The sequence below is a fragment of the Dolichospermum sp. DET69 genome, assembly GCA_017355425.1.
Classification (GTDB): domain Bacteria; phylum Cyanobacteriota; class Cyanobacteriia; order Cyanobacteriales; family Nostocaceae; genus Dolichospermum.
Map to the genome: position 1 here is coordinate 2646071 of CP070233.1, position 26234 is coordinate 2672304.

The 26234-nt window shown below is 37.3% G+C and carries 21 protein-coding genes and 1 pseudogene; 8 read left to right on the plus strand and 14 right to left on the minus strand.

The genetic code is table 11. From position 1 onward, the window contains the following. Positions 1-101: 101 nt before the first annotated feature. Positions 102-596, minus strand: coding sequence for a peptide-methionine (R)-S-oxide reductase MsrB (gene msrB / locus EZY12_12160; protein ID QSX70246.1), 495 nt, complete (start codon positions 594-596; stop codon positions 102-104). Positions 597-1006: 410 nt separating this feature from the next. Further along, a complete protein-coding gene (locus tag EZY12_12165) occupies positions 1007-2284 on the minus strand; it encodes an HNH endonuclease (GenBank protein ID QSX70247.1) in 1278 nt (425 codons plus the stop codon). Between the two features lie 118 nt (positions 2285-2402). On the opposite strand from EZY12_12165, the pseudogene EZY12_12170 reads away from it, so the two are divergent. Beyond that, positions 2403-2647 (plus strand): annotated as a pseudogene (locus tag EZY12_12170) (hypothetical protein). Between the two features lie 173 nt (positions 2648-2820). Beyond that, positions 2821-3594: a class II glutamine amidotransferase gene (locus tag EZY12_12175; protein QSX70248.1), complete on the plus strand. Its 774-nt coding sequence runs from the start codon at positions 2821-2823 to the stop codon at positions 3592-3594. A 3-nt stretch (positions 3595-3597) separates the two neighbouring features. On the opposite strand, the gene EZY12_12180 is transcribed toward EZY12_12175, so the two are convergent. Next, a complete protein-coding gene (locus EZY12_12180; protein QSX70249.1) occupies positions 3598-3972 on the minus strand; it encodes a hypothetical protein in 375 nt (124 codons plus the stop codon). Positions 3973-4154: 182 nt separating this feature from the next. Further along, positions 4155-5240, minus strand: coding sequence for a sulfate ABC transporter substrate-binding protein (locus tag EZY12_12185; GenBank protein ID QSX70250.1), 1086 nt, complete (start codon positions 5238-5240; stop codon positions 4155-4157). Positions 5241-5735: 495 nt separating this feature from the next. On the opposite strand from EZY12_12185, the gene EZY12_12190 reads away from it, so the two are divergent. From EZY12_12190 to EZY12_12210, 5 genes are all read left to right on the plus strand, one after another. Then, positions 5736-6848, plus strand: a complete 1113-nt coding sequence (locus EZY12_12190) for a sulfate ABC transporter substrate-binding protein (protein ID QSX70251.1) — start codon at positions 5736-5738, stop codon at positions 6846-6848. 32 nt (positions 6849-6880) lie between these two features. Next, complete coding sequence (gene cysT / locus EZY12_12195; protein QSX70252.1) at positions 6881-7750, plus strand: sulfate ABC transporter permease subunit CysT; 870 nt, start codon at positions 6881-6883, stop codon at positions 7748-7750. Beyond that, the gene (gene cysW / locus EZY12_12200) at positions 7737-8576 is read left to right on the plus strand and encodes a sulfate ABC transporter permease subunit CysW (protein ID QSX70253.1); all 840 of its coding nucleotides are present in this window, start codon (positions 7737-7739) and stop codon (positions 8574-8576) included. The genes cysT and cysW overlap by 14 nt, the downstream gene beginning before the upstream one ends. A 73-nt stretch (positions 8577-8649) precedes the next feature. Then, the gene (locus tag EZY12_12205; protein QSX70254.1) at positions 8650-8916 is read left to right on the plus strand and encodes an NIL domain-containing protein; all 267 of its coding nucleotides are present in this window, start codon (positions 8650-8652) and stop codon (positions 8914-8916) included. A 257-nt stretch (positions 8917-9173) separates the two neighbouring features. Continuing rightward, positions 9174-9920 (plus strand): Uma2 family endonuclease, encoded by a 747-nt coding sequence (locus EZY12_12210; protein QSX70255.1) that lies wholly within the window; start codon positions 9174-9176, stop codon positions 9918-9920. Positions 9921-10052: 132 nt separating this feature from the next. On the opposite strand, the gene EZY12_12215 is transcribed toward EZY12_12210, so the two are convergent. The 8 genes from EZY12_12215 to EZY12_12250 all read right to left on the minus strand — a co-directional run bounded on the left by EZY12_12215 (position 10053) and on the right by EZY12_12250 (position 20228). Beyond that, a complete protein-coding gene (locus EZY12_12215; protein QSX70256.1) occupies positions 10053-10376 on the minus strand; it encodes a type II toxin-antitoxin system HicB family antitoxin in 324 nt (107 codons plus the stop codon). A gap of 545 nt (positions 10377-10921) precedes the next feature. Next, entirely contained in the window at positions 10922-13003 is a 2082-nt protein-coding gene (locus EZY12_12220; GenBank protein ID QSX70257.1) for a TonB-dependent receptor, read from the minus strand. Positions 13004-13183: 180 nt separating this feature from the next. Then, positions 13184-14812 carry a TonB family protein gene (locus tag EZY12_12225; GenBank protein QSX70258.1) on the minus strand — a complete coding sequence of 543 codons (1629 nt, stop codon included), beginning with the start codon at positions 14810-14812 and terminating at the stop codon, positions 13184-13186. Between the two features lie 427 nt (positions 14813-15239). Next, positions 15240-15578: a c-type cytochrome gene (locus EZY12_12230; GenBank protein QSX70259.1), complete on the minus strand. Its 339-nt coding sequence runs from the start codon at positions 15576-15578 to the stop codon at positions 15240-15242. A gap of 254 nt (positions 15579-15832) precedes the next feature. Continuing rightward, a complete protein-coding gene (locus tag EZY12_12235; protein ID QSX70260.1) occupies positions 15833-16582 on the minus strand; it encodes an amino acid ABC transporter ATP-binding protein in 750 nt (249 codons plus the stop codon). Between the two features lie 305 nt (positions 16583-16887). After that, a complete protein-coding gene (locus EZY12_12240; protein ID QSX70642.1) occupies positions 16888-18327 on the minus strand; it encodes an ABC transporter substrate-binding protein/permease in 1440 nt (479 codons plus the stop codon). A gap of 141 nt (positions 18328-18468) precedes the next feature. Then, complete coding sequence (locus tag EZY12_12245) at positions 18469-18948, minus strand: GNAT family N-acetyltransferase (GenBank protein ID QSX70261.1); 480 nt, start codon at positions 18946-18948, stop codon at positions 18469-18471. 110 nt (positions 18949-19058) lie between these two features. Further along, complete coding sequence (locus EZY12_12250; protein ID QSX70262.1) at positions 19059-20228, minus strand: RpoD/SigA family RNA polymerase sigma factor; 1170 nt, start codon at positions 20226-20228, stop codon at positions 19059-19061. Positions 20229-21639: 1411 nt separating this feature from the next. Here EZY12_12250 and priA point away from each other — a divergent pair. Beyond that, positions 21640-24108, plus strand: a complete 2469-nt coding sequence (gene priA, locus EZY12_12255) for a primosomal protein N' (protein QSX70263.1) — start codon at positions 21640-21642, stop codon at positions 24106-24108. 134 nt (positions 24109-24242) lie between these two features. On the opposite strand, the gene EZY12_12260 is transcribed toward priA, so the two are convergent. After that, complete coding sequence (locus EZY12_12260; protein QSX70264.1) at positions 24243-25169, minus strand: DUF4351 domain-containing protein; 927 nt, start codon at positions 25167-25169, stop codon at positions 24243-24245. Between the two features lie 16 nt (positions 25170-25185). Further along, the gene (locus tag EZY12_12265) at positions 25186-26088 is read right to left on the minus strand and encodes a DUF4351 domain-containing protein (protein QSX70265.1); all 903 of its coding nucleotides are present in this window, start codon (positions 26086-26088) and stop codon (positions 25186-25188) included. Positions 26089-26234: the final 146 nt, after the last annotated feature.

Genomic DNA, 26234 nt, shown 5'->3' on the forward strand with positions numbered 1-26234 from the left:
GGAGATACTACCTGCTATATTACAGTTTTCCGCTTTTAATAAAATAAAACAAGGGGTTTAGACCCCTTGCAAGAGTTTAAAAAGTGAACCGTATTAGTAATCTACGCAGGTGTAAACTGTAAAGATACACCATTCATACAGTAGCGGAGACCAGTTGGTTTAGGTCCATCATTGAAAACATGGCCTAAGTGTCCACCACAATTACTGCAATGAACCTCAGTTCTCGTCATAAACAATGCTCTATCTGTAGTAGTAGCGATCGCTCCTTCAATGGGTTTAAAAAAGCTCGGCCAGCCAGTGCCACTATTAAACTTAGTATCTGAAGTAAATAAAGCTTGTCCACAACCAGCGCAGACATAAGTACCAGGTTCATATTGTTTATCGAGGGGACTGGTATGGGAGCGTTCTGTACCATGTTTCCGCAACACCTGAAACTGTTCTGATGTGAGGATACTCTTCCATTCATCTTCCGTTTTAGTCACTGTAAACTCTGTATTAGAAAGTGCCATCGTTTCTGAACTCCAATTGATATAGCGGGAAAAAAAGGCTGTACCGATGATTACGGTACTAATTTGCAAAAAATAGCGTTTGTTCATAATCTATTATTTGCTATTTTTCCTTTCTCGGACAACCAACTCCAGAAAGTCCTGAAATTTTCCCGGAGAAATTAATGAAAATTACCTGGAAACGCCTTGCTTTGCTGAGAAAAATATGTAATGCTCTTAAAATAAATTCAAAAGTACGGTATCCCTATCGAGTTGTCGGTATTAATGGACGAAAGATTTCGTCAGGGTTAATTAACAGCTACTTGGGTATTACCTGACTACTAATAGCTAAATGCCTACTACAAATTAAAAATTACCATGAGACAAGAATCTGATTTATTATCTGAGCTATGTGATTTTCTCTATCCTCGCAGTTCATATTATGGTCAGTTCAAGCCAGAATATCTAGTTTTTAATGCCAGTCTCTGCATTTAATCTCATAAAATTGTAGTTTTCCGTAGTCAAAGGTAGCTATATCCGTCACTACAATGAACCTTAGTAATATCTTTCATTGTTGAAAATTCAACTCTAAAACCATTGATAACAATCTCACATCCGTTTTTTGTGGGAGTTTTAACACGACTTACATAGTTTCCAGAAGTTATGTTTTTACGATCTTTGTGCAAAGTAGCCTTAACAAAATCTCCTGTAGAAACATGAGTGAATATTTTTTTAGGCTCGGTGCAAGGAAAACCAAATTTATTGATCCTACAGAATCTTCTGCAACTATGCCCCGTGCTTTTTACTATTAAAATTTTTGTTGTAAGTATTTTGAGAGTTTCAACTTTCCCTACACAAGCAGCATCAATCCAATGAGTTTTAGGCAATCCTAAACGAGTTCTATTAAACTTAGTTAAACCTCCTGAACCTGTTGTTATAGGTAATCCAGTTTCTTTTAACTTATTAAATAAAGCCCATCTCGTTGAATTTACAGCAGACGCATCTTTTAGTGTCCGCTTGGCTTGGGATAAAATTTGCTTCAACAACTCAGGCTTTTTTACTAAAAACTTCTCAATATCTTGAGTACCTTTTTTGATATTACATTTCTCACAAGCTAGACACAAATTAGAAATTCTATTAGTTCCTCCTTTGGCTTTTGGTTTAATATGCTCAACTTGTAAAGGGACATTTTCAGCAGTACAGTATGCACATTTTCTATTCCATTTATTCAAAAGATATTCACGGATTTCATACCCTTGTAACTCTCCCTGTTGATACTCAAAGCCTGATATCTCTGGGTTTTCTAGCTGCTGTAGGTCAAACCTAGCAAGCTCTTGAACTATGTCAGTTATTGGAGCAAAATTACATAATCTTTTGACCCACGTGTTAATAGTTAAAACTCTATGGCTTAAAGAAGGTGCTAACCAACCTTGAGGTTTAGTGCGGTTAAGAAATCTAGCTTGACGATAACGAGTATGTCTAAAACGTCTTCCTCGCCTTACTCCTTTTCGAGTTTCTAGGCTTTCTTTAATAGCTAAACCTCTGTGTTGTAATTCCATACCCCAGATGACTTTATTATTTTGAACTAACGCAAAACCTGTAGTTTTACTCCCTGGATCTATTTTTAATTCAATCGGTTGAGTGGGAACGTCAGATTTAGGTTCTTTCAAAATTATGGTAAATGGAAATCTTCTAAATACAGCAGCTTTTTGTTGATTTAATAAAAAACGTGCATCTCCTGGATGGATTGGAGTAAGTGGTTTTTTGTTGGTATCAAGAACTAGAACAAAATTAGACATTTAAATTTCACCTTTTCAGGGTAATGTTTGCTTCAACCTTGTTATCTGAGCTTGTTATGCTAAATACACTATCCTTGCGGATTGTTTAATAAGTAGCAACATGGCAGGGGACTAGCGAATCCCAAGGTGTTATGACCTAGATAACGTTTACTCATGTTTTGAGTGGTTTGGTTCACATAAACTACAGATTACTCCGTTTATTTATGCTCTCTTCAAGAGTTTTCCCAACGGGTAAGCTATATTTGTAATTTACAAACTGCTGGTAAAATGTCTCCAGAGGATGCTTACAAACAAATTCACATTTTGTGGAAACAATTAAAACGTGCTAAAAAACAACTAGAAACTCAAGAATTTGGAAGTTAGGAGCAAGGAATAGTCAAGAGTGACAATTAAACCTTTGCAACCCTGATTGTTCTTGCCTTTATACCTTTAGGTCAGATATAATTCATATATTTTATAATTAAATGTGAGCATTGTAGCGATAGCCTCAAAATTAATCAGTTATTCTTTAGTTTAGTTTTATAACTACAACACTAATGTGCCAATTGCTAGGAATGAACTGCAACGTACCCACAGACATTTGTTTTTCTTTTGAGGGTTTCTCTGCAAGGGGAGGAAAAACAGATGAACATAGCGACGGTTGGGGAATTGCTTTTTTTGAAGGAAAAGGATGTCGAATTTTTTTAGACGCTGAAGCCTCTATAGCGTCACCAATTGCCAATTTTATCCGTCGGTATCCCATTCATTCTACTCATGTTATAGCTCATATCCGCAAAGCTACCCAAGGAGAAATAGCCTTAGAAAACTGTCATCCTTTCCGTCGGGAACTTTGGGGAAGATATTGGGTATTTGCCCATAATGGCAATTTACCAGATTTTAACCCCGAAAATAATGGTATTTTTCAACCTGTGGGTGCTACGGACAGCGAAAAAGCATTTTGCTTAATTCTTAATACTTTGCGATCGCATTTCCCCCAAGGACAACCTCCTCTCAAGGAACTTTACCAAACATTACATGAAATTACCAAAGAAATAGCAGCCATTGGATCTTTTAACTACATCTTATCAAATGGTGAGCATTTTTTTACCCATTGCTCAACTAAACTTTGTTACATTATCAGACAAGCACCTTTTGCTGCGGCTCATTTAATTGATGAAGAGATGACTGTAGATTTCAGTGAATTAACGACACCAAGAGATTGCGTTGCTGTTATTGTGACTACACCCCTAACTGATAACGAAGTTTGGACACAAATCCAACCAGGAGAATTATTAATATTTCAGGATGGTTTACCCTTGACAATTTCCTAATTCTCAAGAATCAACTTCTGAATAAGACAAAGCGAAATTCTGGCAATATTTATTCATAGAACCTGTATATAAATACTTATTCAATATTGCAAATACGCGATCTTTTTCTATAGGCTTGTTAATAAAGTCAGTCGCACCAAATATCTTAGCCCTAACTCTATTAAATGCTCCATCACTAATGTCAAGTTCTGGGCAAATTAAAGCGATATTTCTCAACCAACGTCTACGAGGATGAATCCCACCCGTTGCCCATACTATCTGTCCCAAATGGTAATAAAACGTCCATTCATTTCCCAGTGTATCTTTAAAATTTAAATTTCCATTATATTGAATTTGAACACACTCCTCAAATGCGCTCAACAAAGTGTCTAATTCCATAATGTTTGATTTAATCACAAATTGAAGACATACACATTTTTTAATGTAACCAATCTGTGAGGTTAATAGACGGTTAATAATATTAATAATGTGCTTATTATATACAATTTGTGCAACAGATCTCCAACTGCTTTGAGAAGTCGGGGATATATATGGGGATCTATATTCTGATGATTTTTGATTTAACGTCGTCCACGTTGAATTTTGTCAAAAATAGTACCATCAGCAAAGAACTTCTTCTGTACAGCACTCCAACCACCAAGATCAGTTATAGTGTAGAGTCGGGCAATATAAGGGAATTTATTCTTAACTTCTTTGTTTACAGTTGGATCAACCGGACGAAAACCAACTTTAGCAAACTCACGTTGTGCTTCTGGAGTAAACAGGAACTTGACAAAAGCTTCAGAAACCTCACGATTTCCATGCTTATCAACATTTTTATCTACAACAGCCACAGGTGCATCTATAGAAATATTCACTGGAGGAACTATGTAAGAAGTATCTGTTTTACCTTGCTGTGCAGCTAAAATGACTTCGTTTTCATAGTTTAGTAATGCGTCACCCTGTCCTTTTTTGTAAAAAGCGTCACTGGCTTCCCGGGCATCTTTGGGTAATACAACTACATTTTTAAACACATCAGTCACAAATTTCAAAGCCTGGGTATCATTGCCACCATTCTTAACTATAGCACCCCACAAAGCTAAGAAATTCCACTTAGCACCACCGGATGTTTTAGGATTTGCAGTAACAATTTGAATACCAGGTTTAGTTAAATCAGCCCAATTTTTAATCTTTTTCGGATTACCAGCGCGAGTTTCAATAGCAACTACTGAACGGGTAACAATTGAGTTATTGGGACTTTCCTTTTCCCAACCTGGTTGAATTAAACCTGCTTGCTCAATTTTTTTAATGTCTCCCGCTAATGCTAAAGCTACCACATCTGCGGGTAAACCATCAATAACAGCACGGGTTTGAGATCCAGAACCACCGTAGCTTTCACGAATTCCCACATCTTGACCTTTTTCCTTTTTCCATTTCGCTACAAACTGGGGAATAATTTTTGCGTAAGCAGCTTTGGTAACAGCATAAGTAACTAAAGTAATTTCAACTTTCTTACCACTTTGACTCAATACTTGTGTTTTCTGGGCTGTACCTGCAAATACTGGCATGATAGTGCTTAGACTTAAACCTGTTGCTAAGAACAGCGCAGGAAATAATGGCTTTGTTGTTGGAGAAAATTTCGCAGTGTTTGAAGAAATATCTGTCATGGGATGTCCTTGAATTGGTCTTAATGCAATCTACGGTAGTTATATCGAGATACCGTATTTACCGTCTTGAAAAAGAGCATATCAGATGTAATAAATAAAATCAATAGTTTTTGCACCTAAAAACAACTATTTTCCCATCGGGTATTGTATGTATTAAATATTGCAATTGCTTTTAATGATTTAATTGCCTGAAAAGGTTTTAAAATAGATATTTTACCAAATTAAATTCTATATTTACTGTTAAAAGTTTATTTTTAAAGTATTTAAAATATCAAACTAATTAAGTATATTTTCTTCTTTGACTGACATAAAGATGATCGAAAATTGATACTTGTCAATTAGAGACGTTGTAATTTATCCGGAAACTGGTAAAATCTCCATATTCCCTATCGTCAATATGCAGTTTTAGCTGGTGTTAACAACTAGGCATTACGCGCTAAATTGCAACTGCAAGCTCAAAGATTAATTAATCATAGTTTCACAGGAGGAAAAATCATGAATTTGTGGCGACTATCATGGAAAGAATTGCAACTTAGGTTTAGTATAAATTCGCTTAAAGGCTTTGTATCACTTTTTTTAGTTGGAGCGGTATTGAGTGTATCTCTTGCTGCTTGTACTGGGACAAACAATAGTAATCCCCCTATTACAACTGCTGATACTGGTAAAAAAGGGACTGTAGAATTAACTCTTGTATCATTTGCTGTGACTAAGGCGGCTCACGCCGCGATTATTCCCAAATTTGTAGAAAAATGGCAAAAGGAACATAACCAAACTGTCGTATTCAAACAAAGCTATGGCGGTTCTGGTTCGCAGACCCGCGCTGTAGTTGATGGTTTGGAAGCCGATGTTGTTCACCTAGCACTGGCTTTGGATACGCAAAAAATTGAAAAAGCGGGATTAATTCAGCCAGGGTGGGAGAAAAAATTTCCTAATAATGGCATTGTATCTAAATCTGTCGCAGCTTTAGTAACTCGTGAAGGCAACCCCAAAGGGATTAAGAATTGGGCTGATTTAGCAAAAAATGATATTAAACTAATTACCGCAGATCCCAAAACTTCTGGGGTAGCGCGTTGGAACTTTCTCGCACTTTGGAATTCAGTCATTAAAACTGGTGGAGATGAAGCAAAAGCCACGGAATTTTTGACTAAGGTTTATAAAAATGTCCCTGTCTTAACAAAAGATGCTCGTGAAGCTACAGACGCATTTTTTAAACAAGGTCAAGGTGATGCTTTGATAAATTATGAAAATGAAATTGTTTTGGCAAAAGACAAAGGTGAAAAAACAAATTACATTCTTCCTGATGTAAATATCTCCATTGATAATCCTATAGCTGTTGTTGATAAGAATGTTGATAAACATGGTAATCGTGAAGTAGCGGAAGCTTTTGTGAAATATTTGTTTACTCCTGAAGCACAACAGGAATTTGCTAAAGTCGGATTTCGCCCTGTAGATGAAACAGTAGCTAAGAGTAAAGAATTTGCTGACAAATATCCCAAAATAAAAACTTTAGGTACAGTTCAAGAATTAGGCGGTTGGGATGCAGTTCAGAAAAAATTCTTTGCTGAAGGGGCAATCTTTGACCAAATTCAAGCTAAGAATAGAAAGTAATTGACAATTGACAACTGATAGTTAACGAAATTATGGGCGGATCTTCTGTTGTAAAAACTGACCTTAAACCTCCGATTTGGAAGGTGGTTCTAGATAGTTTAATTCGTCTTCCTTGGACTTGGCGAATTACTTTAGGATATCTAACTTTTATGTTATTTATTCCTATTACTGCCATGTTTCTCAAGGCTAGTACGGAATCTCCAGAAAAGTTTTGGGAAATTGCAACTAATGATTTAGCATTGGCGACTTATAATGTTACCTTTGTGACTGCATTGTTTGCGGCTTTGCTGAATGGTGTGTTTGGAACTTTGATTGCTTGGGTATTGGTGCGTTACGATTTTCCTTTAAAACGGATTATTGATGCGACAGTAGATTTACCCTTTGCTTTGCCAACTTCGGTAGCAGGTTTAACACTAGCAACAGTTTACAGTGAGAATGGTTGGTTGGGTTCACTATTAGCACCAATGGGAATTAAGGTATCATTTACTCGCTTGGGAGTTGGGGTAGCAATGATATTTATATCTTTACCTTTTGTGGTGAGAACTGTACAACCGGTATTGCAAGAAATGGAATCGGAAATTGAAGAAGCTGCTTGGAGTTTAGGCGCTTCTGAATGGCAAACTTTCTGGAAAGTAATTTTACCGCCTTTATTTCCGACAATTTTAACTGGTGTGGCTTTGGGTTTTTCCCGCGCTGTGGGAGAGTATGGTTCAACAGTAATTATTTCTTCTAATACACCCTATAAAGATCTAATTGCACCTGTGTTAATTTTCCAAAAATTGGAACAATATGACTATGCTGGTGCAACTGTCATTGGTGTAGTTTTATTAGGAATTTCTTTGGTGATGTTATTAGCAATTAATTTCTTACAAGCTTGGGCAAGAAGATATGACAATAGATAAAGTTAAAAATCCAAGAAAACAAAGTTGGGTTCCAGCAGTATTAATTGGGATTGCAGTTGCTTATTTATTTCTGGTGCAATATATTCCCGCTATTAATGTTTTTTTTGAAGCTTTCAAAAAGGGATCTGGACCATTTTTGTCTAATCTGACAAAACCGGAATTTCTCCATGCAGCTTGGTTAACTCTATTACTGGCTGCGATTTCTATTCCTGTGAATGCCGTTTTTGGTTTATGTGCAGCTTGGGCGATCGCTCGACATAAATTCCCTGGACGCGCTATAGTTCTCAGTATCATTGATTTGCCCTTTTCCATCTCCCCAGTCGTTGCTGGGTTAATGATAGTCCTATTGTACGGGAGAAATGGCTGGTTTGGGCCTTGGTTACAGGCACATGATATTCAGATTGTCTTTGCTTTTCCAGGAATGGTACTAGCTACCGCTTTTGTGAGTATGCCTTTTGTTGCCAGAGAAGTAATTCCTGTCTTAGAAGAATTTGGTAAAGACCAAGAAGAAGCTGCTAGAACATTAGGTGCAAACGATTGGCAAACTTTTTGGCGGGTAACTTTACCGAGTATTCGCTGGGGTTTACTCTACGGTTTAATCTTAACAAATGCCAGAGCCATGGGTGAATTTGGTGCAGTTTCTGTAGTATCTGGTAACATAGCCAATACAACCCAAACTTTACCTTTATTCGTCGAAGATGCTTACAAACAATATGAAACTGAAGCTGCTTTTTCTGCCGCTGTGTTGTTAGCATTCCTAGCAGTAATCACCTTAATAGTCAAGGAAATTGTGGAACGAAAAACCCAAATTAAGGAAGTTGAATAATTGATAATTAGTAATTAAATACTGGCAATTAGCAATTTTTAGACGACTATTAAATTACATCTTAGGAGTTGTTATGAGTAGTGAAAATACCCTGACAAATAAGAGAATCCGCGTCAGAATTTCCCAAGATCATCATCAAGAACCTGTAATTTCTCGCCTAGTTTCAGAATATGGCTTGATTGTAAATATCAAAGCTGCAATTCTCGGACATGATGCTGTAGGTGATGGTTGGTTTGATTTAGATTTACAAGGAACAGAAGCACAAATTCAAAATGGATTAACCTATTTACAAGAATTGAAATTGCAAGTCTGGGATGAGAATAGTAGCAGTGATTGGTGAAACCATAAATTTTCAGAGGGAACAGGGAATAGGCACACCGGAACAGGAAAAACTCATGTTTAAAAACATCTTTTTTTTGACTGAGCTTTAAACTGGTGCAAATGAGTGTTTCTTATCTGTTCCCTGTTAAGAGTTCCCTGTTAAGAGTTCCCTTCTTTTGTAAAAATTAAAAGTTGGGATATTATTTTAAATTAAGTCTCAACTTTTGATATACTTTAGTTAATTTGCACAAACATTTCTAGTTGAGGGTCAATTAAATGGTTCTCCAAATCTCATCTCCTCAAGCTAAACCTACGATTACCTGGGAAACCCTACCAGCTAACTTTATATTACCCGAAGAGCCTGTGGAAAATATTCAACAACCTTCTCTGGCCGCAGCCCTCACAGATGCCTTGGGAGCAGCAGGATACATCCAGCCAGAAATGCTAATTGGCTCTAATTTGGGTTTAGTAGCTACAGTTAATAAAAAGATTGTTGTTAAAGCTCCAGACTGGTTTTATGTACCTCAAGTGCATCTTGTCGCAGAGGGGGTAATTCGTCGTAGTTATACCCCGAATACGGATGGTGCTACGGTGGCAATTGTGATGGAGTTTCTTTCAGACGGAGACGGAGGAGAACTATCCATCAGATCAACTCCTCCCTATGGTAAACTGCACTTTTACGAACAGGTTCTACAAGTTCCTACTTATGTCACCTATGACCCCTATGAAGGTAATCTGGAAGTGCGTTATTTGCAAAATCGCAAATATGTTTTATACTCAGCAGATGCACAGGGACGTGTATGGATTCCAGAACTAGAATTATATCTGGGGATTTGGTCGGGGGAAAGATTGGCACAAACCATGAACTGGCTACGTTGGTGGGATAAGTCAGGCGATTTGTTGCTGTGGAGTTCAGAACAAGCAGAACAAGAACACCAAAGAGCAGAACAAGAAAACCAAAGAGCAGAACGATTAGCGGCTAAGTTGCGCGAATTGGGAATTGATCCAGATTTATCAGCGTAATTTCAAAGTAGTTCACTCGGTGGTCTATTTGATAAAACAATTGATTGTCTAAATCAAAAAATCAAATAGCACATAGAAAATCAATCTAAGTGCTTTTAAAATAAGTTTTTAGTTACGGACTAAAAACTTATTTTATGCAAGTTTATAACTCACATAGCGATTTAAGCTAACTTTTTCCTCTGCGGCTTCTATAGCTAACTTACGATGTGACTCTGGGGTAATACGAACTTGGAATTTACCACTATAAGTTTTTTCTGCAAGAGGTTCTGGAACTATCTCTCCATTAGATTCCATATCGGTTACTACATCTTTTATTAAATCTGTAATACCTTTGAGTATGGCATTTTGGTCTTTATCAAGATAAGACATACTAGGAAATTCAGCGCACAATCCTACAAATTCTTGATCTTCTTCTGACCAAGTAACTTTATATGTATAATGGGTGTAGTTAACCATTTTCTATTTCCTCAATTTTTTCAATTGCAGCTAAAACCTGCTTAACTTGATAAGCCTTTGCTCGTCCTTTTTCTTCTTGAATGTTATACTCAAAACGGCTAGAAGGTGGACTTTTTTATCATACAAAGAACCAAGTTAAAAGCCTCTCCCCGTTGCGGGGAGAGGTTTACAAGAGGGGTTTCATATTTGGTTAAACTATGAACCGTTTGCAGTATAACTTAGTCTCAACTTCATTTGATTAACCTTAAATAAGTAATAGTATCAATAGTAATACTATGTCAATGGGAGCCTCAAACTAATTTGACGTATAAAATCACAAAATCTTTATTTGGTACTTCCACTGTGAGGAATCTAGATTTTTAGCGATCGCATATTTGTTACTTTACGCGATCGCTCATTAGGGACTTCCAAGAAATAAATTATCCCAATAAACGAACCACAGAGGCACAGAGAACACAGAGAGAGAATTTTTGCGTCAGTTTTGGGACATTTTTTTATTTGGAAGTCCCTTAGTGAATATTATAGAGTCTGTCTATGGAAAGACTCTATAGACTAGAAGTTAAACCCACACGGAAAGTAAAACCAGGACTATAGATGCGATTAACTCGCTCATATTGTTCACCCAGAATATTTTCTAAGTAAAAAGTTAGTCCCAAATTTTTACTGACAGGAATACGGCCACTCAAATCTAAATTAAAGAAAGACGGCGCAAAATCTGTACTTTTATCTCCAACCCCAGCATTATTAAAAATAGAACGGCGAGAACCACTATTATAAGTAGCATATAAGTTACCTTGCCATCCATTCTTTTGATAACTAATGCCAGTTTGTAGCAAAGAGTAGGGAATTAATCCTAACTGTAACCCTTTATCAGTTCCCGTTTTGATTTGAGCATCTGTATAAGTATAGTTGAGAAAAGTTGCCCATTCATTGGCAATTTTCAACTGCAATGCTGCTTCTAAACCATTGGTATCTACTAACCCAATATTTTGCCACTTTCCAGCAATTACTCCCAATCTATTATCTAAACTATTCCCAAAATATGTAAATTGTCCTAACAAATTATTTGACAATTTGACATCTATTCCCGCAGTCCAATTAGAACCAGTTTCTGGCCTTAAATCGGGGTTTGGTAGCCAATTATGAACCGTATCAAAAACATATAATTGATCTAAACCAGGATTGCGTTGCGCCCCTGCCCAACTACCACGCATTGCAACTACTGGATTAACAGCATAACGTAAGCCCACACTAGGATTGAAATAACTACCAAATTGGCTATCAAAATTTTGTCTGACTCCTAAATCAGCTTGCAAAGCATCACTAATTTTCCAAGTATTCACAGCAAATAAAGCTGTATTCAAAACACTTCTATCTTCTTTTTCATTATTAGCAATTTGACTAGGATTTGTACTCAAAACATCGCCAATTAAATCGGTATTCTTTAAATCTAAACCCCAGCGTAATTGATTATTAGGGGTTATTTTCCATTCATGATCTATTCTAGCTTTGAATTGTTGGGTATCTAAAATTCCAGTTCGGTAAAATGTTGCTCCTGTTGGACCATAAGTGCTAAAGTAATCTCGGTTATAACCCAAAGTAGTTGTTAAGTTGGAATCGTTTTCTTTACCAAGTCGGGTTTTCCAAGACAATCCCATATTTAAACCATCATGATCTAATCGGTCTTTTTGTAAAGGGAAACCGAAATAAATTAAACCCCGACGGCTGCTTAAAGTAGTTAAATCAAAATTCAAAGAGTTTTTTGGATCTAAATCTACTCCAATACTTCCAAAATAAGTGCTTGTAGCTGTATCCGCATTAAATAAATATCCTTGACTATCTCTATTTGCAGCCCCAATAGGAACGCGGTAACGGTTATCTATAAAAAACCTTTCAAAGCTAAAATTGTATTTTACTTTATTTGTTGAACCACCATAAGTTAGTTGTTGATTATTTAAATTTAATGAGCCAAATTCTGCACTAGCATTTAATTTTGGTTTACCATAACCTTCTTTAGTAATGATATTAACAACTCCGCCAAAAGCTGAAGAACCATATAACGAAGAAGCAGTACCACTATATAATTCGACTCTTTCAATGGCTTCTATCGGAATACTATTTAAATCAGTTCCACCATGATAAATGTTGATATTTGTATTAATTGATCTGCCATTAATCAGAAATACAGACTGATCAATTGAAGCTCCTCGATAGTATGTACCTGTGTGAATATCTGCACCATGTCCCACATTATTAATTGCAAAACCTGGCATTTTTTTCAAAACATCAGCAACGCTGGTTGCACCCTGTTTTTTAATTTCTTCTTTCTCAATTATATAAGTGGGAGTAGATTCGGGAAGAACGTCTTTTTCTCCAATGGTTTCTATGAAAATATCTGCATCATTTTTAGGAGTTAAATCCGGTTCTAATGTAGGTTCTGGCTTAACTTCATTTACTGCTGGTTGTTGAGTTAATAATTCAGCATTTGTGGCTGGTAATTGAATTTCACTTAAACTAAGAATATCTGAATTTACTGTATTCTTATGATCTTTATCATCAGCAGCTATAGCAGGAAATGTCACCAGTAAACTTAGTAAATAAACTGGCACGAAAGAACTCTTGTTCATATTTTTTAACTCACACCCGGTAGAAACAATGACTAATAGGTATTTTCCCTATTGATAGCAACAGTGTCAAAAGACAAGCTGTCATAGTTTAATTTATTACACGCCTAGCGACTAGAAGTCGCGTCTACACAGACAAAACCCAGATGGTGCGTGGGTTAAATTTAGTCCACGCAGGTGGACTTAGTTTGTATAGTAGCGACTTCTAGTCGCCCAAAACTTTTGACTATTAGCCCCAGTAGGTGATGTTGTCGCAGGTTCGGGTGGTGTGGGTACTTCCGCTGGTGGTGAGTCAGAGGGCTTTTGACGACGACGGAGGATTTCTTCTAAGCGTCTCCGGCTTTTTTGTACTCTCTCCGTTCTACCTTCATCCAGTTGATTATTAGTATCAGATTTTACAGGCTCAGGTGAACGACGACGGGGTGTAGTTTCTTCTGTTTGCTTAGGTTTATCAGGTTCTATCCGCTGACGGGGTGGTGAGACTGGTTTCCTTTCAGAAGGTACAGATTCTTGTTTACGTCTAGTGGTATTTTCGGAAGGAATATCAGTAATAATAGGAGCTTTTTTTCGTTGTGATGATTCTATAGGAGTGTCAGTAGAAGCTGCTTTTTCAGGTTTGTTTTGTGGGGCTGCTCGCTGTTTTTCTATTTGCCGTTCTTGAAGTTTGCGGTGACGCTGTGATCCTTTGATAGCAAAGTTAACTGAAGCTTTTACCCCTTCTCTTCCCCCTTCTGTGGGTGTTAATTTCCACTGTTGTGCAGCTTGTTGAGCCGCTTCATCTAGTTCGCTATCACCACTGGAACGGATTAATCTTACCTGCGTTACATTACCTTTAGCATCAGTATTAATAGCAACTTCTGGATTTCCTTCTGCGCCACGTCGTCTGGCTCTATCTGGGTACTTAATTTGACACTGAATACAATCTGCACGATTCAATTTAGAACTATTTTCTATGGGAGGTTTGGGTGCGGTAGCTACTGGTGTATTTTCTGGTTTTGGTTTATTTCCAGAGCCAATACCATTACCGACACCGTTTCCAATACCATTACCAATACCGTTTCCAATACCATTACCGACACCGTTTCCAGTCCCATTACCAGTACCTAAACTATTTCTTAAGCGATCGCCTAAATTGCCTAAAATATTTTTATTCTGCGGTAACTGTGTGGAAGCGGTGGAGTTGCTAGGGATATTATTGGAACTAGCATTGGGTTGAATTTCTGACTTTAATGGTGTGATTGTTGTGGGTTTTGTCTGCACTTGGGGTTGAGTAGACGCTAGGATATTTGCGTTTTCATCTAATTTTTGTATTGGTTTTGTTTCTACTGGGGGTGGTGTTGTCGCAGGTTCAGGATTTGTGTTTTCTATTGGGTTAGTTTGTACAGGAGTTAATGTTTTCGCAGGTTCAGGATTTGTAAGTTTTTGAGATTGTTTGCTGATAAGGCTATTAGTGATTTTTAGTTGAGGCTGTTTGGTTACGGGTGCGACAGAAGACTTAATCATATTCAGGGCTGTTTCTGTTGGTGTGGAAATTCCGCCACCTTTATTTCCACCACCACCACCGGAATTTGTTTTTGGTAGGGATTTTATCTCTACTGGTAGTTGAGCAACTTCCTGGGGTATAGTTTCCAGAATTGTCACTTCAATGGCTTCTTCTTTAACTTCAGGAACTCTGTGAAAAAAATTGTTAATAGCTAAAGCTAGTAGTCCAATATGTAATACTAGTGAGCCAATGAAACTAAAGAAAAGGAAAGTCTTTAGTGCTTCAGTTTCTTTTTCGCGCTGTTCTATAGTGACACTTGATAAACTCATTTTTTATTATTAGTTATGATCATAATAATTTACTTGATTAGAATACAGAAAAAAATGAAATTATGACTATCTGTTATTTGGTAATATTACCTTTTGCAGTAGGAATAATTTATTTTTTTAATTCCATAAATGCTGATAATTAGTCTCCAGAAATAATTTATTAAGAGGATGTTTAAAAAGTTTGCGGCGATTAGAAATCGCAACTACACAAACAAAGTCCACCTGCGTGGACTAATGGAAAATCAAGGACTTTGAACCCACGAAGGTGGGTTTCGTCTGTGTAGCCGCGACTTCTAGTCGCCCAGGGAAGTATGAATTTAGACTTTTCAAACACCCTCTAACATCTCCTTTGATAATTTCAGTAGTCCAGATAGATAGCGGGACAAAAAGCCCCGCACATCATTAAACCATCAAATTAGATGTAAACTTACTTTTTCCAGCCTTTATCAGCTTGTTCTAGGACATAAGCAGCTATATTTTCTATTTGCTCTGCTTTTAATTTCTTACCAAAGGCTGGCATAGCACCTTTACCATTAGTAACTTGATAAATAATTGCTTCTGCTGAGTACATATCGTACTTTTCCAAAGCTTCCTTCTTCAAGGTTTTAGCAGCATTAACTAAATTTTTGCCCCCCAGGTGACACTGAGCGCAATTAGCCTTAAATAATGCGGCTCCACTAGCGGTATCTGCGGCCAAAGCTGGACTACTGAAGGCAAAGGTGAAGATAGCTATGCCTAATAATAATACTGAGATAATTTTTTTCATCTGGTGTTCTCTCTACAACAATGTCTGAATCCGTGCAAATATCCTCTATAATTTTCATTTGATTTAGTTGCATTAGTCAAATGACAGCTTGTCAAACTTGGCTCTCAATAATTGTCAATTTGAGATTGATTGATTGTCATATCAAGGGTTGAGGAAGAATGTAAAATTATATGAATTCAATTTATTTTGTTTATATTTGGGAAAATTTGAAGATAATACCCCGAAATAATTATGTAGGATGTTAAGAAATCTTTTTACAGAACTTTATCTAAAAACTGTTTAGCGCGATCGCACTGAGGACTACTAAAGAACTCTGCTGGAGGTGCATCTTCTGCCAATTTGCCCCCATCTAAAAAGATGATGCGGTCAGCAACTTCTCTCGCAAACCCCATTTCATGAGTCACAATTGCCATTGTCATCCCACTTTTAGCCAAATCTCCCATGACGGTTAACACTTCTTTCACCATTTCTGGATCAAGAGCGGAAGTAGGTTCATCAAACATGATCATATCCGGTTTCATAGCTAAAGCGCGGGCGATCGCTACCCGCTGTTTTTGTCCACCTGATAACCGCGAAGGATAGACATCAGCTTTATTTTCCAATCCTACTTTTGATAATAAATCCATCCCTATTACCCGCGCTTCCTGTTCAGAAATACCTTTGACCTGCATCGGTGCATATATAATATTTTTTAGCACTGTCTTATGGGGAAACAAATTAAAATGCTGAAACACCATGCCGATATTTTGACGGATTTTCCTCACATCAGTTTGAGGTGCAGTAATTTCTATGCCATCTACATAAATTTTGCCGGAAGTTGGCACTTCTAGCAAATTTAAACAACGCAAAAAAGTTGATTTTCCTGATCCAGAAGGACCAATAATAGCAACTACTTCACCTTTGGGAATCTCTACAGAAATCCCTTGCAAAACTTGAAGTTGCCCAAAAGATTTATATAAATTTTCAACTTTAATAGCTACATTGCCATCCTGATTTAATTGCATATATATTACTCCGCTTTCATTTTTTAACTATCCGTAGGGTGGGCAATTCCCACCCAAAAATCTCTAAACTTGCACTAACTTGGAAATAACACCCCACCCCTAACCCCTCCCCGCAAGCGAGGAGGGGAATAATAAGTTTTTTCTTGTTTTACTGTATCCGCAGTTCATGATGGCTATTTATAGCGTTTCCTGATTTGATCAGATAAATCATAGCCCCCTCCCTGCTTGCGGGGAGGGGGTTGGGGGTGGGGTTCTTATAACTCACTCAACCGACAACCGCTATAATCTTTAAAAAAAATCACTTTTCAACTACTACGATGTAATCTTACTTCCAGTTGAGAACCAACCCAAGTTAATCCCATGACCATTAAATAGTAAATCATCCCAGCAAGTAATAGAGGCTCAAAGTAAATATACTTTTCTGCACCGACAATTTGAGCGCGACGCAAAACATCTACTACCCCAATTGTTGATACCAATGATGAATCTTTTAGTAAACCGATACTTTCATTAACTAAAGCTGGCAAAATATTTTTTACGGCTTGAGGTAAAATAATATCCTTCATCATGGGTACATAAGCAATACCTAATGATAAAGAAGCTTCCATTTGTCCTTTATCTACTGCTAGAATCCCACCGCGAATTGTTTCCGAAACATAAGCACCGGAGTTGAGTGTAAAAGTAATCACACCTGCTAACAATGCTGGAATATCATAACCTGTTAATTGTGGTGTCGCATAGTATATTAAAGCAATTTGTAGTAAAAGTGGTGTTCCTCTAAATATAGAAGTATAGCCATTGGCAAAATATAGTAAAGGTTTAATTGGAGAAATTTTACACAATGCTAAAATTATGCCCCAAATAAATCCAAAAAATGTGGATATGAGCGTAAATTGTAATGTTACTAATATTCCTGCTAAAATAAAAGGAATACTTGGTGCTATCTTGGTAAAAGATAAAGGAGATTTTTTAACAACTGGCTGTTTTGTATCAGTGGCTATTATCGCAGAATCACCAAACCATTTTTTTACTAATACTTCAATTTCTCCGCTCTTTTTCATCTCCTCAAGAACGGGATTAAATTGCTTTAATAGCGGTGAACCTTTCGGAAAAGCAATCGCTGAACCAATTTCTTCAGAATCACTAGGAATCAAATTAAATTCCAAATCAGAATTATTAGCAATAAATCCTTTAGCGACTGTATCTTCCATAATAGCCGCATCAATTCTACCTGATTTAAGTTCTTGAATGATATCACCTGTTTTATTCAATGATATAACCTGAACACTTTGCCATTTTTTCGCTGTATTGGCTTGAATTGTCCCTAATTGAACACCTACTTTTTTGCCAGCTAAATCTTCAGGTGTTTTGAGATTACTTGGTTTTTTAGCAACAATAGTATTTTTCGATTCGTAGTAAATATCAGAAAAATCTATACTTTTTTTGCGTTCAGTTGTCGGAGACATTCCTGACATAGCAAAGTCAGCGCGACGAGATTGTAAAGCGGGAATAATACCGCTAAAATCTGTATCTCTAATTTCCAGTTGATATCCTAATTTTTGGGTAATATATTTGGCAATATCTATATCAAAACCAATAATTTCATTATTGCTACTAGCAGTTTTCCGAAATTCATAGGGTGGATAGTCGGCAGAAGTCACCATAATTAAACTCTTCCCTGTTTGTGATTGTGTAGCTACTGAGTCACGTGAAAAGTTACCACAGATCAAAGTAATTGCTAACATTGCCACAAACAGCAAAGCAATTACTCGGTTTTTTGGGAAGATTTTGGCAATTATTCGAACCATTAGACCAAATATTTAATGTTTTATAATCAATAATCAGATCCCCGACCTCTTGAAGAAGACGGGGATCTAAATTTGAATTTATTTTGCTAATTTAATTAAATTATCTCCATTAACTCGACAAATTCGCCAATCTTCTAAAATATCCGCTCCCATATTTCGGTAAAATGTTTGGGCTGATATATTCCAATCTAAAACACTCCACTCTAAACGCCCACAATCCCGTTCTACTGCTATTTGAGCTACCCGCGTCAAAAGTGCTTTACCAATACCTTGACGGCGATATTCTGGCGAAACAAAGATATCTTCTAGGTAAATTCCTGGCTTGGTAAGAAATGTTGAATAATTATGAAAAAATATAGCAAAGCCGACAGCTTTACCTTGAAATTCAGCTAAAATTGCATCTACGTATTTTGGTGAACCAAATAAATGCTCTTTTAGTGCTTCTGCATTGCCAATAACAGCAGCAGATAATTTTTCATATTCTGCAAGTCCCTGAATTAATCCAAACAGGGTATGAGAATCACTTGCTTCGGCATCACGGATAATTAAATTAGTCATTAGTCCTTAGTCATTAGTCCTTAGTACATAGTTTATATCCAACTGCATGATTTTTACTAACTACGGACAACTGACTAATGAATGGGCGCAGGACCTGCGCCCCTACTGACTTAAACCAACCAACCTTTTAAACGCTTGGCTATGTGAGGACGGCGTAACTTTCGCATGGCTTTACTTTGGATTTGGCGAACTCGTTCACGGGAAAGGTTAAACATATTCCCCACTTCCTCTAGGGTGCAGGGTTCGCTGCTGGTAAGTCCATAGCGCAGGGAAATTACATCTTTCTCTCGTGGGGTGAGTACGTCTCCTAAAACTTCCCAAATCTCCTGACGCATCATGTTTTCGTTCATTTTTGCTTCGGGAGACTGGTTATCTTCATCTTCCAGCAAGTCCATTAACTCTGTGTCTTCTTCTTTACCGACACGGTGGTTAAGAGAAAGCGCTTGTCGGCGGAGTTGTTGAAGTTGACGCAGTTGGTGAACCGTAATTTCCAAAGCTTCGGCCATTTCGGCTTCTGTTGGGTTACGCGAGAGTTTTTGCTTGAGTTCCCGTTGGGCTTTTTTTAATTTATTAAGTTTTTCAACAATATGGATTGGTAAGCGAATAGTTCGGGCATCATTAGCGATCGCTCTGGTAATTGCTTGTCTAATCCACCAATAAGCATAGGTAGAAAACTTATATCCTTTATCGGGATCAAATTTTTCGGAAGCGCGGTTTAAACCCATTGCTCCTTCTTGAATTAAATCTAGAAAAGGAACACCACGATTTAAATATCGTTTAGCAATAGATACTACTAATCGGAGATTAGAGCGAATCATTTTCCGCTTGGCCACTCTCCCCTGATACAAACGGCTTTCCAGTTGTTTTTCTGTAATCTCTAATTGGGAAGCTACCTGGATTTTACTAGGGAGTGCCCCTAGTTCTAATTCCAAAGCTGCTTGCAATTCTTTGATTTCTTCTAAAAATCTGACTCGTCGGGCTAATTCCACTTCTTCATCGGGTTTGAGTAGTGGATAACGCGCCATTTCTTTAAAAAACGCGCCCACAGCATCATCATTTTCGGTTTTATTGTATCCCGAAGGACGGGCTGCGGCCATGTCATCGCCATTTCGTTCTTCTGATTCCAAGTTTTCGACAATTGCAGTATCTTCATATACTACCTGATCTAAACTCTCAATTGATGGTTCTTCATGATCAGTAATATTCTCTAGTATTTCCATTGTTCCCAATTCAGCAAGATTCATAGTTTCCTTTAGGGATGGTTGCTTTGTTTGGTACATAATTTAATGACAACAGCCTGTTTCAGACTGGGTAGTTTTCCCTTCCGGACAAATACAGATTTTTTCTCTAGTAAAAGACTCTCTTTTTAATCATTCTTCATCTAGAACGTAAATCAGTATTTGTCCATTATTTTTAGTTTTGGCTAGATACAACCTATAATCATTAATGGCTTTAGCACCCACAAAAAACTATCTTTTTCAGAAGACTAATAGACATATTCTTCATTAAAAAAATGGGTTAGAAACCCCATTATTTTAGGACGACTTTAGATTATTACCTTGCGGTTCACTGGTTTTTAAATGCCTATAAGCATGAGAAAAGAGCAACCTCGTTTTAGTCCCTTACCCCAACATAGCTAAGATGTCCTTTCCAAAATCACCTAACTAATTAGGGTGACAAACACTCCCAACTAGGGAAATATTTGGAAGTTTATACTAATCTGTGTCTCAACGGGGTATTCACCTCTTACCGTTACCTAAATTAGTTTAGGTAATCCCCGTGGTTTTAAATCGGAGTTGGTAAATCTTTTCTTAATGATCAAATATGTCAAACCCCCTGATAATAACTTTAACAAATATCCAAAATGTAGATAAACACTCCTATATATCCATCCTAAATGATCTGTGAAAAAATTTGTTGCTTGTTGCCTGTTGTCTGTTCAACACCTCCACCAATAAGCAAGGAAAGCTATATATTAATTCTTTGTGTATTTTTTGCAAAGTTTCTATGTTTATCCGGTTTGGTTAATAGGAGTATTTGCATAAATCGCCATTTTGGTACTTGAGTTATTTATTTATCCGAAAATTTACTAAATGATCCAAAATACAAAAATGAAACCTTACAATCCGGATAATATTTATCGTTTTAAAGCATCTCATATTGAAAAAGTATTTAATATCTATCAATGGGTGGAAAAACCTGATACTTTATTTAGTAATTCAATCTTAGCCTTGATTAATAACATAATTTTGGAAGAATTTAGGAATCAGGTGTCAGAGCTAGATCCACTCGTAGTATCGTCATCTCAGTGACTATTTGGGAGTCAGAATACTTATTGGATAAGCATTTAACAAAAAAATTGTCTCATGTTTATTCTGTATTCTGAATTCTTACTGCATTGCCTATTATTTATGATTACTCATTCCTTCAACGTATTTCTAAAGATAGGTTTGGCAGTTTTAGGACACAAGTATATAAATAAATTTTCTATTATCAATTATTTATTACTCAGATGCGAGGAGATAATTTGTCTGGTAGATTACATTAATTCCAGATTATCAAGTATCATGAGTAATTGAAGTATTGTAAAATACTATTTACATCAAGTAAATCCAAAGGATATAGTTAAATCAAATTGGACAATATTAATTAAGTGTGTAAATACAATATTTGTTGATAAATTGAGAAATTATGTATAGTATTAGTACAAATTTATCGGTTATGGCTGTAGCTGAACCTAGGGGCTCATATCAATCGCAAACAAAGTTATCTCAATGGGTTGAAGTGCTTGTAGACTGTCCAGGATGTTCAGATTTATTTACCTATAACATACCAGAACAGTTAGAAATCAAACCAGGGGATATTTTAAGTGTTCCTTTCGGTGCAACACAGGTAGGTGCGATCGCTATTCGCTTATTAATTCAACCACCAGCAGATTTAGCACCAGAAAAAATTCGGGAAGTAGAAGATGTAGTTAGTGAAGGGTTTTTTCCCCCTGGTTATTGGAATTTACTTAATCTTGTTGCAGAATATTACTATACACCCTTAATTCAAGTTATTCGCGCCGCTTTACCGCCGGGATTGTTAGGGCGATCGCAACGTCGTTTGCGCTTAACTCCCTTGGGTAGAGAAAATCCCTCTATTTACATCAGTCCCACAGCCCAACAAGTTATTACACTGTTAGAAAAAACCACCACAGCAGATTATAGTTATCACTACATCCAACAAAAAGTTAAATCCGCATATCGGGGAATTCGGGAATTAATCCGGTTAGGATTAGCAGAAAATTATTTAGAACCGCCACGACTCACTAAACCTAAACTACAAAAAGCTGTTACACTTCTCAATAATAACGATGACGATTTAACACCCCGTCAAAAAGAAATTGTGGAAGTTTTAAGACGACAAGGCGGAGAAATGTGGCAAAGTGAATTATTGCAACTTTGTAGTGCCAGCAGTTCTATACTCAAAGCTTTAGTAGATAAAGGTTGCGTAGTCATTGAAGACAGGGAAGTATTACGCAGAGATCATGGTGTAGCCGTCGTTGGGGATCATAATAAATCCTTAACACCAGCCCAAAATAACGCCTTAGAAACTATTAATTCCTTAACCGGATTTGCTCAAGTATTGTTACATGGGGTGACAGGTTCAGGGAAAACAGAAGTATATTTGCAAGCTATTTCTCCCGTACTCGCACAAGGAAAATCCGCCCTTGTCTTAGTTCCCGAAATCGGACTCACACCCCAACTCACAGACAGATTCCGCGCCAGATTTGGGAACAAAGTCCAGGTTTATCACAGCGCCCTTTCCGACGGTGAACGTTACGACACTTGGCGACAAATGCTTACAGGAGAGCCGCAAATCATCATTGGGACTCGCAGCGCCATTTTTGCCCCTTTACCCAACTTAGGCTTAATTATCCTGGATGAAGAACACGATAGTAGCTTTAAACAAGATAACCCTACTCCCACTTACCACGCCCGCACCGTCGCGCAATGGCGAGCCGAATTAGAACATTGTCCCCTCATTTTAGGTTCAGCAACTCCTGCTTTAGAGAGTTGGGTAAGCAGAAATCATCAATATCTATCTTTACCAGAACGCATTAACTCCCGTCCCTTACCCCCTGTGGAAATAGTGGATATGCGTCAAGAGTTGAAGGAGGGAAATCGGTCTATTTTTAGCAGGAAGTTACAAAATGCTCTCCAACAATTAGAAGAAAGACAACAACAGGGAATTTTATTTATCCACCGTCGCGGACATAGTACATTTGTATCTTGTCGCAGTTGTGGTTATGTGTTGGAATGTCCCCACTGTGACGTTTCCCTAGCTTATCATCACGTTGAAGAGGGAGCGCCGGAATTATTACGCTGTCATTATTGCAACTATGGGCGTTTACATCCTCCCCATTGTCCCGAATGTAGTTCCCCTTATTTAAAATTTTTCGGAAGCGGTACTCAACGGGTAGCACAGGAATTAACTAAGCAATTTCCTAACTTGAAACAAATTCGTTTTGATAGTGATACTACCAGCACGAAAGGTTCACACCGGACTCTCCTCACCAAATTTGCTAATGGTGAAGCCCATTTATTAGTGGGAACACAAATGTTAACAAAAGGGTTAGATTTACCCCAAGTTACTTTGGTGGGTGTGGTTGCTGCGGACGGATTATTGCACTTATCTGATTATCGCGCCAATGAACGCACTTTTCAAACTTTAACTCAAGTTGCAGGGAGAGCAGGAAGAGGAGATGATCCGGGTAGGGTAATTGTGCAAACTTACACTCCTGAACATCCTATCATCGCAGCGGTGCAAAAACATGATTATCAATCTTTTGCTGATGCAGAGTTAGTAGAAAGACAAGCTCTGAATTATCCTCCCTATGGAAGATTGATTTTATTGCGGTTAAGTAGTTTAGATCCCATTCAAGTCCAAAATACAGCCCAAATCATTGCTACATTTTTGAGCGATAAGGAAGGCTTTGAGATATTGGGACCTGCACCAGCTAGTATTTTACGAGTTGCTAACCGTTATCGCTGGCAAATATTACTCAAGTTTGCTCCTGATGCTTTACCTAATTTACCAGATTGGCTGGAAGTGCGATCGCTCTCCCCGACTTCTGTTAGTTTAACAATTGATGTAGATCCGATTAATATTATGTAGTCGGGGAAAATAAATTATTGTCTGAATCAGGATTTACGGTTTATTATCCAAATATTATGGCAAACTTCGGTTGTCTAGCGATCGCTCTTTAAATTAGTGGATACTACCGGAGCGATCGCTGCTATTATCGCTATTTATTGGTAATTTTTCAGCCAAGTTTCTAAATCTGTAATTGAAGTAAAGTCTAATAAAGCCTCTCCTAATTCTTCCAGTTTCTCAACAGATAATTGCTGAACTTTTTGAACTAATAATGAATCAATTTCCCCAATTCGGCGATTTAATTGCCGGATAATTAGACTTTTTTCTTTTTGCAGTCCTTCTTGTAATCCTTCTTGTAATCCTTCTTGTAATCCTTCTTGTTTAGCTAGTTCTCGGTCTTGTTGGTAAAGTGGTGCTAATCGCATAATCAACTCCTGATCTTCTGTTTGTGAACTTTGATTGATTTTTAAGTTTTTCTGGAGGTTGTAGAGTAGTTCTAAGGTGATTTTGACGTAAGGTTGATTTAATGGTAACGCAGCTAATTCATCAATAGCTCGTTTTTGGACTGTACCTCTACCTAAAAGTCTTAACCACAGTGTTTCTTGAGTTTGGGGTAATTGATGAATAACGACAATTGCGGCGTGTAATGATTTTGCTAAATAGTATATTCCGGGTAAGGAATCTGGTTTTGTTGTCTCGCTAAATCCTGAGATGATGTTCTTTGATGCGGTGGGGGTGAGAATCCATAATTTAGGGATCTCAATTTTTATTTTGGTGGTTTGTTCCCGTTTGGCTGCTCTTCTTAATGCACCTCTGACTTCTAATGATTTTAACAGACAATCACAGATTTCTTCTGTTGATGCTGGGTTACGAAATGGCTCAAAGATGGCTGGTGTTGTGGCTAATTTGCCTAATAATCCTAATAATTCTACGTTGGTTGTTTGATTGGGAAATGGTGTAAATAATACATCTATTTCTCGGATTTCTCCAGCTACTTGACTAGCTGCTTGCACTTCTCCATAAGGTTTGAGTAATTCTTCTAAATAATCTTTGGCAAATTGATCGTGTATAAAGCGTGTCATTTTTTGTTGGGCAGAGTTAGTTATACAATTTTAGCCAAGTTTCTAAATCTGTAACTGAAGTAAAATCTAATAAAGCTTCTCCTAATTCTTCAAGTTTTTCAACAGGTAATTCTTGGACTTTTTGAACTAATAATGAATCAATTTCCCCAACTCGGCGGTTTAAAAGACGGATAATTAGACGTTGTTCTTTTTCCAGTCCTTCTTGTAATCCTTCTTGTTTAGCTAGTTCTCTGTCTTGTTGGTAAAGTGGTGCTAATCGCATAATCAACTCCTGATCTTCTGTTTGTGAACTTTGATTGATTTTTAAATTTTTCTGGAGGTTGTAGAGTAGTTCTAAGGTGATTTTGACGTAAGGTTGATTTAATGGTAACGCAGCTAATTCATCAATTGCTCGTTTTTGGACTGTACCTCTACCTAAAAGTCTTAACCACAGTGTTTCTTGAGTTTGGGGTAATTGATGAATAACGACAATTGCGGCGTGTAATGATTTTGGTAAATAGTATATTCCGGGTAAGGAATCTGGTTTTGTTGTCTCGCTAAATCCTGAGATGATGTTTTTTGATGCGGTGGGGGTGAGAATCCATAATTTAGGAATCTCAATTTTTGCGCTGGTGGTTTGTTCCCGTTTGGCTGCTCTTCTTAATGCACCTCTGACTTCTAATGATTTTAACAGACAATCACAGATTTCTTCTGTTGATGCTGGGTTACGAAATGGCTCGAAAATAGCTGGTGTTGTGGCTAATGTGCCTAATAATCCTAATAGTTCTACGTTGGTTGTTTGGTTGGGAAATGGTGTAAATAATACGTCTATTTCTCGGATTTCTCCAGCTACTTGACTGGCTGCTTGGACTTCTCCATAAGGTTTGAGTAATTCTTCTAAGTAGTCCTTGGCGAATTGATCGTGTATAAAGCGTGTCATCTTCGGGGTTGCTTTAGAGATATCTTAGATGCTACCAGATCCCCGACTTCTTAAAGAAGTCGGGGATCTATTATATGCTATTGACTTGACTAAATTCTAAGTTTTCTGTATTAAGGGTGAAGCGCTCATCAAACATCCAAAAATTG